The 15,522-nt window shown below is 31.4% G+C and carries 15 protein-coding genes; all 15 read right to left on the bottom strand.

The window, feature by feature from the left end:
* Positions 1-127: 127 nt before the first annotated feature.
* The 15 genes from CLAU_RS13840 to radC all read right to left on the bottom strand — a co-directional run bounded on the left by CLAU_RS13840 (position 128) and on the right by radC (position 15,518).
* A complete protein-coding gene (locus CLAU_RS13840; RefSeq protein ID WP_013237405.1) occupies positions 128-1,567 on the bottom strand; it encodes a ribonuclease E/G in 1,440 nt (479 codons plus the stop codon).
* A 24-nt stretch (positions 1,568-1,591) separates the two neighbouring features.
* Positions 1,592-2,308: a TIGR03936 family radical SAM-associated protein gene (locus CLAU_RS13835; RefSeq protein ID WP_023162871.1), complete on the bottom strand. Its 717-nt coding sequence runs from the start codon at positions 2,306-2,308 to the stop codon at positions 1,592-1,594.
* Positions 2,277-4,130: a TIGR03960 family B12-binding radical SAM protein gene (locus CLAU_RS13830; RefSeq protein ID WP_023162870.1), complete on the bottom strand. Its 1,854-nt coding sequence runs from the start codon at positions 4,128-4,130 to the stop codon at positions 2,277-2,279. The genes CLAU_RS13835 and CLAU_RS13830 overlap by 32 nt, the downstream gene beginning before the upstream one ends.
* 123 nt (positions 4,131-4,253) lie before the next feature.
* Entirely contained in the window at positions 4,254-5,105 is an 852-nt protein-coding gene (locus tag CLAU_RS13825; protein WP_023162869.1) for a M50 family metallopeptidase, read from the bottom strand.
* 18 nt (positions 5,106-5,123) lie between these two features.
* Positions 5,124-5,486: a hypothetical protein gene (locus CLAU_RS13820; protein ID WP_013237401.1), complete on the bottom strand. Its 363-nt coding sequence runs from the start codon at positions 5,484-5,486 to the stop codon at positions 5,124-5,126.
* A 451-nt stretch (positions 5,487-5,937) separates the two neighbouring features.
* Complete coding sequence (mgsA, locus tag CLAU_RS13815; protein ID WP_013237400.1) at positions 5,938-6,309, bottom strand: methylglyoxal synthase; 372 nt, start codon at positions 6,307-6,309, stop codon at positions 5,938-5,940.
* A gap of 13 nt (positions 6,310-6,322) precedes the next feature.
* Positions 6,323-7,444 (bottom strand): rod shape-determining protein RodA, encoded by a 1,122-nt coding sequence (rodA, locus tag CLAU_RS13810; protein WP_013237399.1) that lies wholly within the window; start codon positions 7,442-7,444, stop codon positions 6,323-6,325.
* A 77-nt stretch (positions 7,445-7,521) separates the two neighbouring features.
* The gene (gene minE / locus CLAU_RS13805) at positions 7,522-7,788 is read right to left on the bottom strand and encodes a cell division topological specificity factor MinE (RefSeq protein ID WP_013237398.1); all 267 of its coding nucleotides are present in this window, start codon (positions 7,786-7,788) and stop codon (positions 7,522-7,524) included.
* Between the two features lie 15 nt (positions 7,789-7,803).
* Positions 7,804-8,601, bottom strand: a complete 798-nt coding sequence (gene minD / locus CLAU_RS13800) for a septum site-determining protein MinD (RefSeq protein ID WP_013237397.1) — start codon at positions 8,599-8,601, stop codon at positions 7,804-7,806.
* Positions 8,602-8,835: 234 nt separating this feature from the next.
* Positions 8,836-9,468, bottom strand: a complete 633-nt coding sequence (gene minC / locus CLAU_RS13795) for a septum site-determining protein MinC (RefSeq protein WP_013237396.1) — start codon at positions 9,466-9,468, stop codon at positions 8,836-8,838.
* 249 nt (positions 9,469-9,717) lie between these two features.
* On the bottom strand, positions 9,718-12,405 hold the full coding sequence (locus tag CLAU_RS13790; protein WP_023162868.1) for a penicillin-binding transpeptidase domain-containing protein: 2,688 nt from the start codon (positions 12,403-12,405) through the stop codon (positions 9,718-9,720).
* Between the two features lie 18 nt (positions 12,406-12,423).
* A complete protein-coding gene (gene mreD / locus CLAU_RS13785) occupies positions 12,424-12,915 on the bottom strand; it encodes a rod shape-determining protein MreD (protein WP_013237394.1) in 492 nt (163 codons plus the stop codon).
* Positions 12,916-12,927: 12 nt separating this feature from the next.
* The gene (gene mreC, locus CLAU_RS13780) at positions 12,928-13,791 is read right to left on the bottom strand and encodes a rod shape-determining protein MreC (RefSeq protein ID WP_023162867.1); all 864 of its coding nucleotides are present in this window, start codon (positions 13,789-13,791) and stop codon (positions 12,928-12,930) included.
* A 9-nt stretch (positions 13,792-13,800) separates the two neighbouring features.
* Positions 13,801-14,811 carry a rod shape-determining protein gene (locus CLAU_RS13775; RefSeq protein ID WP_013237392.1) on the bottom strand — a complete coding sequence of 337 codons (1,011 nt, stop codon included), beginning with the start codon at positions 14,809-14,811 and terminating at the stop codon, positions 13,801-13,803.
* 14 nt (positions 14,812-14,825) lie between these two features.
* On the bottom strand, positions 14,826-15,518 hold the full coding sequence (gene radC / locus CLAU_RS13770) for a RadC family protein (protein ID WP_013237391.1): 693 nt from the start codon (positions 15,516-15,518) through the stop codon (positions 14,826-14,828).
* Positions 15,519-15,522 lie beyond the last annotated feature (4 nt).

Genomic DNA, 15,522 nt, shown 5'->3' with positions numbered 1-15,522 from the left:
ACACCTCCTCAATCCAGTCTCGCCTAAAAGGTATATAGAAAATCCATTCTTCTATAATTTATAAAACCTTTTTTGAGCGGTCTACAAATGCCATTTTAACACATATGTTATTGTTTGTAAAGTTTTTTCAATTTACTTTAAACTCTTTCAGATGTTCTATCTGGCTCATAAACTCAAGGGGTTCTATCTTATAAGATACTTTCTTTTCATAAGTAATATATATTCTCTTGTCCCCAGCACCTATGCCTTTTATAAACCTATCCATATTATTTTTAACATCTTTTTCATAAGATACATCTATCTGTATGTGAAAATCTTTTACATCCCTGTCACAACTTATATTTGAAATTTCATTTCTTATGAGAACCATCATATAAGATAGTTTTATTTTTTTTCCCGTTCCATCACAGTACCTGCAATCTTCCTCTATATAATCATATATTGGTTTACCCTGTCTTTTTCTAGCTATCTGCACTAGATTCAACTCCGTAAAAGGGTATATAACAACCTTACTTTTGCTATTTAAGAAACCAGCTTTAAGTTTGTCCATAACCTTTTTCTTATCTGCCTCATCTTCCATATCTATAAAATCTATTAATATTATTCCACTTAAATTTTTAAGCACTATTTGCCTTGCAATTTCTTCCGCCGCTTGCAGATTAGTTATAAATACTGTTTTATCCATTTTATTATTTCTTATGTTTTTACCCGAATTAACATCTATTACAAACATAGCTTCTGTTTTATTTATAACTATATATCCACCACAATTTAATTCTATTCTATTATTTCGTAAATTTAATATTTGATTTTCCATATTATAATGAGACAGAAGAGTTTTTTCACCCGTATACAGTTCTAGGTGTACATTTACATTGCATACACCTTTTAGAAAATCCTCTATATATTTATAATCCACATCATTGTTTACATATATCTTTAAATTACTATCCCACAATCTATCTCTAAGTACTTCACCCAGCGCACCCCCACTATCAAACATGAGTTCAGGCTTTAGGGCATACTGAGCTTTATTTTTTATCTTGTTATATATATCATTCAATTTATGGATTTCTTTATTTATAAATTCTGCTGGAACATTCTGGGCATCGGTTCTTATCATTACCCCAATACCTGATGGTATTTTTATTTTCTCCAATATAAGCTTCTTAAACGATTCATCCTGTATTTTTTGTGAAAACCTCATGCCTTTGCTAAAATTACTTAAAACGCAATATTTACCTGGTAAGCTTATAATCTTAATAACTTTGGCTCCTTTTCTTCCATAATCTTCCTTTGTTACCTGTACCAAAATTTTTTCACCTTTTTTTAAGTTAAGATTTCTAAACTTGCTGTCCATATACATATAGGCATTTCTCCTGCAGTTTATATCTATAAAAGCACATTTTATAGCTGGTACTACATTTTTAACTACACCTATGTACACTTCTCCCGGGTAAGCATTGCCCCTTTCTTCCTGAATATGGCATTCTTTTAGAATATCATTTTCCTTTATAGCAATTCTCAAAAAACCTTCCGCACTTCTTTCAACAAATATTTCTTCCAAACCATAATTCACCTCTCCTTCAGGTTAATATAAGTCTGATACATACTCATGTAATGGGAGTAACTTATTCTGTCTTCTCCCATACACTTCTTCTCTCATTATATCAATAAAACACTCTTTGTCAGCATTTTCAGTATTGTTTTGTATAAAACTTGATAAAAGTTCTGGAGATAAATTTTCTACACTTCCACAGCTTATAACAGTTTCTAGTCTAAGTCTATTTTCAGAGACTTCATAGTTCAATTCCTTTACTAATTTTTTTATATCTATTTCTTTCTCTCCTTTTTTGGTCTTTTTTATCGTATTCCAAGTTGGAGATTTCATTAAACTTTCCATACTTTCTTTAAGTTTATTTATGTCTTTATATTTTATGTTGATTATGTACTTAGCTGCATTTATTTCTGCCATGGATTTAAATACTTTTTTATTTTCTACATTTTTTACTTTATCCACCCTTAATACTCCTATTCCACTAGGTGCATTTTTATTTAATTTTTCTTTAATATGATCTTCTGAAATTTCTTTTTCAAAATATAAATCCATATATTCTCCACAGGAATAAACTCCTACAGCTAGAGGCTGTGCTATAGACATATTTATGTGTGGATTAAATCCATTAGAATATTCTACAGGAAGCTCTGATCTCTTTATCATCCTCTGTATGGTCCTCAATAAATCAAGATGCCCTATGAATCTTATATTATGTTTTTTACTGAACTTTATTAAGTACTGAGCTCTCAAAACATTCACCTCCTAAATTAATATTAACTCCGCAATTTTTACATCCCAATCTACAATCCGGAGTTACTTCAGCCCTTTTAGCTTTTTCATTTTCCTCTATTAAGAATTTCTTATTTACTCCTATATCTATGAAATCCCAGGGAAGTATTTCTTCATAATTTCTATTTCTATAAGCATAAAAATCGCCATCCACATTACATTCTTTAAAGGCTTCTTCCCATAAATCAAAATTGAAATACTCTGACCAGCTATCGAACTTAGCTCCCTTTTCATAAGCTTTAATAAGTACTTCACAGAGCCTTCTATCTCCCCTTGCAAATACAGCTTCCAAATAGCTTAAAGGACTCTCATGCCAATTATATACTATATGCCTACTGTTTATGGAAGATCTCAATTCTCTAATTTCTTCTTTAACATCTTCCATTTTTATTTGAGCAGTCCACTGAAATGGTGTAAAAGGTTTTGGCACAAATATTGAAGTACTAACTGTTACTTTTAATCCCTTTTTTCTTTTATCCTTAGGTACTTTGAAATATTCATCCACTACTTTTTGGGATAAATGTGCAATTTCCTTTATATCTTCCATAGTTTCATAGGGAAGCCCTATCATAAAATACAACTTTATGGTAGACCATCCAGATTCAAAAGCACTGCTTACAGAATCCATCAAATTTTTCTCTGTAACACCCTTATTTATTACATCTCTCATCCTCTGACTTCCTGCCTCTGGTGCAAAAGTAAGTCCAGTTTTCCTAACTTTTTGTATTTCATTTATAAGTCCTACAGAAAAAGAATCTATTCTAAGTGAAGGCAAGGATAACCCTACTTTGTCTTTTTCATGTTCATTTATAAAATTAACAACTAAATTTTTTAAATCTGAATAATCACATATACTCAAAGAAGTAAGAGATACCTCTGAATATCCTGTACTTTTTATAAGCTTATCTGCTGTTTCCAAAAGTTTAGATGTTTTTTTCTCCCTTACAGGCCTGTATATCATACCTGCCTGACAAAACCTGCATCCTCTAGTACATCCCCTAAAAGTCTCAAGAGTTATCCTGTCATGTACTATATCTGTATAAGGCACTATAATTTTATCTGGATATTCCACATCATTAAAATTTTTGATTATCCTTTTAGTAATCCTAGGTGGCACATCATCATAAAGCGGTTTAAATTCTCTTATGGTTCCATCTTCATTATAGTTTACATCGTAAAGAGAAGGCACATATATACCCTCTATATGGCACACCGCCCTCAAAAATTCTTTTTTTCTTCCTTTATACTCTTTGTAAAGGTCCATAATCTCGTTCATCTGTTCCTCTGATTCACCTAAAGCAAACATATCTGCTATATCAAAGAGAGGTTCAGGGTTATAGGCACAAGGCCCTCCACACATAATTATAGGATCTTCTTCTCCTCTATCAGAAGCCCTAATAGAAAGTCCAGCTAAATTTAACATATTTAAAATATTGGTATAACTCATTTCATATTGAAGAGTAAACCCTATAAAATCAAAATTCTTTATAGGATCTTTGCTTTCAAGTCCATAAAGTGATATATTATTTTTTCTCATAAGTTCTTCCATATCAGGCCAGGGTGCAAATACTCTTTCACAATAAGTATCTTTTCTTTCATTTAGTATATAGTAAAGTATTTTCATACCAAGGTATGACATTCCAACTTCATATACATCCGGAAAGCAAAATGCATATCTAATATCTACTTCATCCTTATTTTTTACATAGGAATTCATCTCCCCTCCAATATATCGGGCAGGTTTTTCCACTTTAAATAATATATCATCAGAAATTCTATTCATTAAAAATCCTCCTCTTAGGTATCATCCCTATATTTTAGCATAACCAAAAATAATTTAAAATATATAAACCTAAGACAAAGACAAAATCTATACAATCTTGTTCTTTCCTTAGGTTAAAAAGTATTATTTATCATTTAATATTTCAATAAATTTTTCTAGAGTTATATTTCCATATAACTTCAACCCTTCTATAATTTCTTCTTCGTATATTGTATCTATTAAATTCATCTCATCATCTAAGACCATAAATGTATTATACTTATTCTTATCAAATAGCCCCATAGCTGTAAGCAAATTCTGTTTATAGTATATTGATAAAGCCCTGTTTTCAATATAACCTCTCTTTATAAATTTGTACCTTTTTCTAATTATATCACCCATAATTATATATGATATCCTTTCATTTTCCTTTAAAGAAGTAGTAACTATAAATATCCCTATTATTCCTATACTAAAATTGCTATATCCATTTAAAAATAAGAGAATGTACATAAACATAAGTGATATTCCAATAAGTATACTTGTCATTATCATAATTCTATTTGCTTTTCTATAAGTCATTTTTAAGTTTAAGATGCTTCTCAATATTCTTCCTCCATCCAAAGGAAAAGCCGGTATTAAATTAAATAATCCTATAGCTAAATTTATAGAGAAGAACATATAGAAAATGCTTGAGCAAAAATTCTTATATGCAAAATAAAAAACTGCGCTAAAAATTAAATTAGCTACAGGACCAGAAATTGAAATCATTAGATCTTCTCTTGGAAATGCTTCATCTATATCTTTAAGCTTTATAACTGCCCCTATTGCTATAAATTCTATGTCAAACCCAGAAAATTTATAATACCTAGCAACTAAATAATGAACCATTTCATGAAAGAAAACTATAATAAAAGTATAAATAAGTTTCCCTTTATACCCTATAAAAATCAGAAATATCACATATGGTATAAAATATTTACTTATTTTAATCACAGAAATACCTCTTAAAATTTATTCTTCTTCATTTACTCTAATACGATTCATTACATTTTCAGCCCCGTTTTTAATATCATTTATATTTATATTTTTGAGTTGAGTTTCTATTTTGCTATAATCATAATTTTCATTCACAACTTCCTTAGAATAACTATATACACTTTTAGTCTGTGGAGTTTGTACAATTTTACAAACTATAACGAATGCAAACAACACTAACACTCCTATTAGATCCCTTATAATTCTCTTGACCAAATAATTATCTTTTTGAAAAAAGAAACTTCCACTATTTCTCATTCTATCATGGTACGGTGAGTAATTGGCTCTTCCTTTTAACGAATTATAATAATTTTGGTATTCCGAATCATAATTTCCCAATATAGATTCCCCCATTTAAAATGATACACATAATTATATATATTTAAGGGACGACCTATTTATTACTTAAGCATATTTTTAATAATTAAAAGTTAATAGTTATGGATGATTTTTTTGAGAGGACAGAGGACAATTGACAGAGAACAGTGAAGGAGGATTTTTCTCCGCTGCACTACGAAAAATGTTTAATTGAATTTTTAATGACTCATCTCGCTAAAGCGAAATATTGCTGACTTATATAAATTTAAGGCTTGTTTTGCATTAGCAAAACAAGCCTTAAAAAATAAATTAGTTTTCTGACGCAAGGAGGAAAACTCACCTTCATTGTCCTCTGTCCTCTGTCAATTGTCCTCTTGAAAAAGTTGCTTCGTAATTTTTTATATTAAGTCAAAATTTTATATGTGCGAAAGTTGAGTTAACAACTTTCAGCTTAAAAAATATAGCTTGTCTATTAATTATGTGACTTTAGTGCTTTTACAAAAACTTCTGCAGAACCTAAATTAGTAGCTAGAGGAACACAATGAACATCACAGATTCTAAGTAATGCAGCAATATCTGGTTCATGTGGCTGTGAAGTTAAAGGATCTCTTAAAAAAATAACTATATCCATTTCTCCCTGTGCCACTTTACTTCCTATTTCCTGATCCCCGCCTAAAGGTCCTGAAAGAAATCTATTAACTTTTAGACCTGTCATCTCATTTATAAGTTTTCCTGTAGTTCCTGTAGCAAAAATCTCATGGCCTTCAAAAACATCTTTATATCTTTTTACAAAATCTACTATATCGTCTTTCTTCTTATCATGTGCTATAAAAGCAATTCTCATACAAAATTCCCCCCTAAAAGTTAATTTTTTTTCTTCTCATACCTATGTTTAAAATTAAAGCTATTTCTATAAATGCTGCAAGCAGCGAACTTCCACCTGCACTCATAAAAGGCAATGTTATACCTGTTATAGGAAGTAATCCTATAGTCATACCTACATTTTGAAAAATTGAAAATAGCATCATTGAAGCTATTCCTACACATACTATAGATCCAAAAATATCTTTAGCTTCCCTGGATATTTTTATGGATCTATAAAGTATAATAACATAAAACAGTATCAAAGCTAAAGCCCCAACAAGTCCCCATTCTTCTCCAACTACAGAAAATATAAAATCTGTATGGGCCTCTGGTACATACCCTCCTGATATCTGAGTTCCCTTCAAGAATCCTTTTCCCCAAATTCCACCTGAACCAATTCCTATTTGTGATTGGGTAACCTGAAGGGCATAAGACATTTGATATTTTTCAGGATTAAACAAAGATATAATTCTCATTTTTTGATACTCTTCTATAAGAGGCGTATTTAAAGCTATAACTATTAAAACAGTTAATGCCAAAAGCCCTCCTATTAATACTCTTAAATCCAATTTTGCAATAAAAACTATCCCAAGAACTGCAAAGAAACATACCATTGTCATTCCCATATCAGGCTGTTTTACAATTAGAGCCATAGGAATAAGTGGATAAATCATAAGCTTTATAAAATTTTTTACATTGTTTATATTTCCTTCCATATCCTCTAGTTTTTTTGCAATCATTAATATAATACCTATTTTTGCAAATTCAGAAGGCTGCATTCTAATAGGACCAAGCTTAATCCACGATGAAGCTCCATTAACTGTAGCCTGAAATGCCGGTATACAATTTATTATAAGTAGAAACACACCAAACCAGTATATTATGCCGACATAACCTTTTATCACAGAATAATCTACTAGAAGTATAAAATAAGTTAGTACAAGCCCTACAGCCATATACATAAGCTGGGATTTAAGATAATAAGTCCCATCACTCATATGGGAAGCACTATAAATATTTAAACTTCCAAAGATACATATAATTATAACAGTAATTAGTAGAGGAAAATCAAATTCCCTTAAAAGCTTCCTGTTTATAACAAATTTTTCAAGCATTTTATACATCCCTCCAATGCAACTATAATGATTATAACACAGGAATATAAAAAAGCTATGCATAATTTATACATAGCCTATTTATTATACTTAACCTTTTTTATAGGTATACTGGCCACAAGTGCTGCTGAATTTCCCGTTAATTCCTCTGAATTTGTCATTTTTACATCTATTTCAGAACGATCTATCTCCATATATTTTGAAAGTACTTTAAGTATGTCATCCTTTATATTGTCTAATACCTCTTTTGACATATCACATCTATCGTGTATTAGTATTAATCTCAATCTTTCTTTAGCTACATCTTTGGAAGATTGCCTAGAGAACATCTTAAACAAATCCATTCCCTTACTCCCCCTTTATTTAATACCAAATAGTTTCTTTATTGAAGAAAATAATCCTTCATGGCTAGTATTCAAATCCATAAGAGGCACTTTTTCCCCTGTTATTCTTTTAGCTATATTTCTAAATGCTTGTCCTGATAATGAGCTGCTAGTGAGTACTATAGGTTCACCTTTATTTGTAGAAATAGTTATATTTCTGTCATCCGGCACTACTCCTATAAGTTCTATAGCCAAACTGTCTAATATGTCATTTACATCCAGCATATCTCCATTTTTAGTCATTTCATAATTTATTCTGTTTACTATAAGTTGATGTTTTTCAATTCCTTTAGCATCTAACTTTCCAATGACTCTGTCAGAATCCCTAACTGAAGTAACTTCAGGATTTACTACAACTAATGCCCTATCTGCCCCTACTATTGCATTTTCAAATCCATGCTCAATTCCTGCAGGACAATCTATAATTACGTAGTCATATTCACTTTTTAATTCTTCAATTAAATTTAGCATATCTTGGGTACTTATGTCATCTTTATCTCTTGTTTGTGCTGTAGGCAGAAGATACAAGTTTGGTAGTCTTTTATCCTTTATAAGAGCCTGCTTTAATCTGCACTTGTCTTCTACTACATCAAGTATAGTAAATACAATTCTATTTTCAAGTCCCATAAGAACATCTAAATTTCTAAGTCCTGTATCTCCATCTACTACTACTACACTTTTATTCAAAGCAGCTAATGCAGTACCTATGTTTGCCGTAGTAGTAGTTTTCCCAACTCCACCTTTGCCTGATGTTACTACAATTGCTTCTCCCATCTATACTACCTCCATCAAATAAATTTATTAGACAAATCTCTCTTAATATATGAACGTATACAATTAACGATAATCATCTAAGCAATAAAACCATCTATAGAATATTATACTAGACATAGCAAGAATAATCCAGAATATTATTCAGTACAATTTATACCAATTATATAGCTTTAAAGTTACTAACAAAGAACTTCAGCATAAAATAAAGCTGAAGTTCTTACTAACTATGAGATATCAAATAAACTTATTAGGCAAATAGGGTTCTACTATTATTATATTTTCCCTAATCTTAGCTACTTCTGGATACTGTGGTTTAATATTGTCCTCTGGTGATCTGGTAACTATGTCTGCAATTTGAAGCATTTCCGGCTGCAAACAAATTGAAGCAACTATAGCTTTTGCATTCCCCCCAAATCCAGCATGAGCATATCCATGAAGTGCTCCAAAAACTATTATATTACCCCCTGCATATATTTCGGAACCTGCGTTTACATCTCCAATTACAACTATATTTCCCGAATAATTTACTATTTGGCCACTTCTAACCGTCCTATGCAAAAATTTAGTTCTTCCTTCGTAAATTCCTGAAAATACTTTGCTTGGTTTTTCACTGCTGTCCTCAAATATGCAATCCTTTATGAGAAATTTTTCAAACAATATATTTTTAAGTTTATTAAATTGCTTTTCATTTAAGCTCTTTAATTCCGTTGTTATTTTCAGAGTACATCCCTTATAAAACATTTTTCCAGTTGAAAGCCTTTTAATTAAACTTTCAAGCATTTCGTCAAAATCTTTAAAACCATTATTATTTATAATTATATTTATTCCATCTCTATTACCCTTAATTACTATATTATTATTCCTCATAATTAGCCTCCATAAGTCACCTCATATACTATTTCAACACACTTTACATAAATCCTTCCTAATTTCTAACTTTATTTTTTAATATAATATTTGTTCTGGAAATTCTTACTTAAGCTAAATTCTAATTAAAATTATTATCATATAAAGAGCTGTCACATTAAGAAATTTACATACAATATATTGTTCTAAATATTAATGATAAACACAGTATATTGTAGTATTTATTCTTAGTGCAACAGCCCCTTTATTTTAATTACTGTTTTGTTGAGTAGATGTACTAGTAGGTGCACTAGTAGTTATGCGTCCTGTTTCAGTAAAATATGCAGAAAGAATATCTCTTGCTACATAAGCTGCACCACTTGCTCCCTGACCACCATCAAATATGACTGCATATACAGCTATTTCTGGTTTATCAAGAGGCGCAAATGCAACATATTCAGAGTAGTCGGTTCTTCCTATTTGATCCTGATTTCCTAAACTTGCAGTACCTGTCTTTCCTCCTGTACTTATTGGAAATCCACCAAATACTTGTGACCCTGTACCACCTTTCTCATTAACTGCACCCATTCCTGCTTTAATAGCAGCTATAGTTTCAGGACTAATTCCAGTTTTCTGTATGACTTCCGGTTTAACCTGCTCAATAATTCCTCCGTTAGAATTTAAATATTTATCTACCAAATGTACTTTATATCTAGTTCCTCCATTCACAAGAGTGGCAATATAATTTGCCATCTGAACAGGAGTAAACTGGTTAAGTCCCTGTCCTATAGCAGCATTTTCTATATTAGCCGGTACCTTTAACTGAGCATTTGCATCTGAAACAGTTATACTGTATATGACATCAATCAAATCATCCATCTTTTCATCACTTATATCTTTCTTGTTATTAGGATCTTCCTTTACAAGTTCAGAAAATAATTCTTTGTATTTTGCTTTATCAAAAGCACTCTTTCCATCTTTTACAGAATTCTTTATCAAAGTTTTGATATCATTTTTAATTTGCTTTACCTTACTTGAATCACTGCTATTATCATATAGGTTAAGTGAAACTAGCTTATGTCCCTTATCATCCTGGCCATCTCTAAGATAAGCCATAGTTTGCCACAAATAAGTACTGGCATAGGTATTTTTATTTGATACTGTATTGTATACCTGACCAAACTTTTCTGGAATCTCTATCCCAGTTGATGCTTTTACATCACTATTTACAGGAACGCCAAGTCCAAACTTCCATGCATACTTAGCTAATCCATCATCTCCTAAAGCCTGTCTTATTAGTTTACCTACAGTCATAAAATAAGGGTTACTGGATTTCTGTATGGCGGCAGCTAAATCCACTACTCCATTTCTACCATCCAATATAAACTTTACAATCTTGCCACCCTGATCAAACTGTCCTTCATCATCTACACAAAATCCTGGATTTATTGCTCCACTTTCAAGGCCTGCAACTGCAGTCATTGGCTTGAATGTAGAACCCGGAGGTATTAAAGACTGAGTAGCATAATTATAAAACGGCTTTGGATATATGTCATAAACATCCTGTCTTATAGTAGTATTATTTTTTATACTTGTATCAAGTGGAAATAATGTATTTAGTACCTGATCCTCTGTCTCTCCTGGAAAGTTTGAAGTTATATTTCTCTTTTCTATATATTCCTTCCCAAAAGCTCCTAAATCTGGATTGAAATATTGTTGATATAAATCTTGAGATATCATACCAGGTTGTGCGAACATATTTGGATCGTATCCAGGCCTGCTTGCCATTGCAATTATTGCTCCCGTATTCACATCAATTGCTACTGCTGCCCCTCTAGTTGCATTGGTAGTGTCAGATCTATTCTGCCCATAAGGATTAGCTCTGAGTTTTGCCATAGTAGTATCCAGTGAATCTTCTGCTGCTTTTTGAACCTTGGAATCCACTGTGAGCTGAACTGTTTCACCTGGGGAAGGGTCTTTTGTTCCTAATTCTTGAACTATTTTGCCATTCTTATCTAGTTTTACTATTTTCCCTCCCTTTGATCCTTTCAATCTATCTTCAAGTGCGCCTTCTATACCTGCCTGACCTACATAATCACTACTTACATCGTAACCTTTTTCCTTGTATTTATCATAATCAGAAGATATTTTAGATATATATCCTATAAAACTAGATCCTAGTTCATTATTAGGATAATATCTTATAGGCTGGGTATCCACGTCTATCCCCGGGAGTTCATTTGACATTTGTAAAAATTTAAAGGCAGTATCCTTCTTTATATTGCTTGCAACTGTTACAGGTTTATACCCAGAATAACTCTGCATTTTTAAAGTATCCTTAATAATCATATATCTTCTCTGATCTTCCAAAGAATATGCACTACTTATTTTGTACTTGGCAATAAGTTTTTTGAAAGTATCCTCTGGAGTTATTTTCAGTAATTCTTTATTTACTAAACTCTTCAAATCATCTTCAGATATATTTTTATTTTTGCTTTTAATTTTCTTTTCTATTTCGTCATTTAATCCTCTATCCCTTTTAAACTTAATCTCAAGATTCTTTCTAGTTTCTTCATCATCACTTCTAAATTCAAACCTATAAGGATTTATCTTAAGTTCAAAGTCATCCTTCTGACTTTCCCCACTTTCATCTAATATCTTAAATACTTTACTCATAGTAGGAAAAAAAGTCTTATCATTTTCATCCGTTTGATTGTATATGAGCACATAACTTTGGTTACTAGTAGCTAAAATATTACCATCCTTGTCCAAAATTTTTCCTCTTGGTGCTGGCTCTTGTATTTCTGTCAAAGATTTATTATTGGACTGCTCTTTATATTCCTGCCCCTTTACTACTTGGAGAAAGAGAAGTCTTCCTGCAATAGTTGCAAAAATAGCTACCATAATAACTGATAGTACAGTATATCTTGTAATATTAGAATGCTTCTTCTCTTTCAAAAAATATCATCTCCACCTTTAAAATTTCCATTTAGCTTCCATATAATCTTTACTGCAAAGATTATATATTGGTTTATACATAAATATACACAAAACCATATCGTAAATTCCTGTAAAAAATACATTTTTTACATTCACATACACTCCACATGAATATAGGATACCCATTATTAACAAACCCTTAAACAAAACAAGTAAAAAACAAGAAATAACAGGAATAAGTCTTCTTTTTCTAAATATACTATTTCCTATAATACCTGCAATTACACATACTATCATATTTGTGAACGAGTTTATTCCAAAACCATATGAAAAGTATATATCCTGTAGTAATCCTGCAAACACTCCAAGCCACATACCTTCCCACGTTCCATTTACAATGGAATAGCAAATTATAAATATTATAAGTAACCCTGGATAAAAACTCTTCACCGCAAAAAAAGGCATCAGTGAATTATCCAAAATAAATAGCAGAACTGATAATAGAACTAATACTAATAATTTTTTCATTTTACATCCACCCTAGTATTTTATATCCGTTTTGTCTTGAGGCACTACAATAAGTAGCTCCTGAAGCTTATCAAAATTCACATAAGGTTTTATTAAAGCATTTTTCATTACTTTTCCCTTATCATCCTCTACACTTATTACAGTTCCAATTCTTATTCCTCTAGGATATGAATTATTAATCCCTGATGTTACGATAACATCTCCTTTTTTTATAGTAGAGTCTTGTGGAAGATAATATAATTTTGCTAAAAATTGATTATTACTATCACTGTATCCTTTTACCATACCACTATTTGTCACATCATTTGTATCTGTGGAAGTACCCTCAATAGTCCCACCTACTGCTAAATTTTGATTAGCCAGAGACTGTACTATGGACCAATTGTTTTCCACATGGACAACCTGCCCTACCAATCCATCAGCAGTAACCGCAACCATCTGCTTTCTTATACCGTCCTTACTGCCTCTATTTATTGCAAATTCATTTAAAATTCCATCACTACTTCTACCTATTACGTCACAGCCTATATTATCATATTCCGATTTTTGGCTTTTAAAATTCAGTTCTTTTCTCAGCTGGGAATTATCATTTTTAAGTGAATTATATTCTACTAATTTATTTTTTAGTGAACTATTTTCCTTCTTCAATTCCTCATTTTCACTTTTTACCCTAGAAAAGTTTATTATAAAACTCAGAGAATTTTTTATACTATTATTGACCTTGTATAATCCTCCTTGAAAAGAATTAAAAGTAACACCTATGCCATTTCTTACAATTGAGTTGCTATTACCCTTGATACTAAAAGAGATCAAAGCTAAAAAAATAATCGAAAGTACTATTATAGCTAATACAAGTTTATTTCTCAAAAATCTCATAATACATCACTATTTTCTACTAGCTACTATTTTATCAATAGTATCAAGAGCTTTTCCAGCACCTAGTGCAACACAATCAAGAGGTGCTTCAGCTATATGAACAGGCATATGTGTTTCTTGATTTATCAACTGATCCAATCCTCTAAGCATAGCTCCACCACCTGCAAGCATAATTCCTTTGTCCATTATATCTGATGCAAGTTCTGGTGGTGTCTTTTCAAGGGTAGTTTTTATAGCATCAATTATTGCTGCTACAGGTTCCTTAAGAGCTTCTCTTATTTCACCTTCTGTTATATTTATAACCTTAGGTAGCCCTGATATTAAGTCTCTTCCTCTTATCTCCATGGAATTTTCTTCACCTATATCAAAAGCTGAACCTAATTCAATTTTTACATTTTCCGCAGTTCTTTCACCTATCATTAAATTGTATTCCTTCTTTATGTAGCCTATTATAGCCTGATCCAACTCATCACCAGCAATTCTTAAAGATTTACTTGTAACAATTCCTCCAAGTGATATTATAGCTACTTCTGTAGTACCTCCACCTATATCTACAATCATACTTCCTGTTGGTTCATTTACTGGAAGTCCTGCACCAATAGCAGCTGCCATAGGTTCCTCCATTAAAAGCACGTCCCTTGCTCCTGCATGCTTTGTTGCCTCTTCTATTGCCCTTTTTTCAACTTCAGTAACTCCAGATGGAAAGCATACAAATATCCTAGGACTAGTAAATGCTGACTTAGGACTTACTTTTTCTATAAATTTTCTAAGCATAGTATGAGTAACATCAAAATCAGCAATAACGCCATCTTTTAGCGGTCTTATAGCCACAATATTACCAGGAGTTCTTCCTATCATATCTTTTGCTTCATTACCTATTGCCATTACCTTCTTTACATCATTATTTATAGCAACTACAGAAGGCTCTCTAAGTACTATTCCCTTTCCTTTAACATATATGAGTGTATTAGCTGTTCCTAAATCAATTCCCATATCTCTTGACATTCCAAAAAATCCCATTTATATTACTCCTTTCAATATCCACAAATTCCTTTTTGTTTTAAACTAACATATATTTCGTTTCCTATTATAAGATGATCTAATAGCTGTATGCCTAAAAGTTCACCGCATTCTTTTAATCTATGTGTTATATTTATATCCTCATTACTAGGTGATGGATCTCCCGAAGGATGGTTATGGCACACAATTATAGATGCACTATTTTTCTTTATAGCATAGTAAAATACTTCCCTTGGATGTACCAGTGCAGAATTTAAACTTCCTATAAATACATCTCTAATGCCTATAACTATATTTTTTGTATTCAACATAATAACTTTAAAATATTCCTGCTTCAATCCCTTCATTTCTTCCATGACAAGCATTGCTGCATCTCCTGGATTGCATATCTTATAATCATCACCATCCCTATAGGATTTGAATCTCTTTGCCAATTCCACCACAGCAAATATTTTAGCAGATTTTGCCTTTCCAATGCCCCTAATATTCATAAGATCTTCTAAATTAGAATTAAAAATTCCATTTAGTCCTCCATTGTCTTTTATAATCCTGCTGCTTAAAGATATTATATTTTCTTTTTTTGTACCTGAACCAAGTATTATTGCCAAAAGTTCTGAATTAGAAAGAACTTCTGGTCCATATCTGAATAACCTCTCCCTAGGTCTTTCATTTTGTGGTAAATCCATAATTTTTACTAATTCATTCATTTAA

It is taken from the genome of Clostridium autoethanogenum DSM 10061, assembly GCF_001484725.1.
Classification (GTDB): Bacteria; Bacillota; Clostridia; order Clostridiales; family Clostridiaceae; genus Clostridium_B; species Clostridium_B ljungdahlii.
This window is presented reverse-complemented; position numbering and strand designations above follow the sequence as displayed.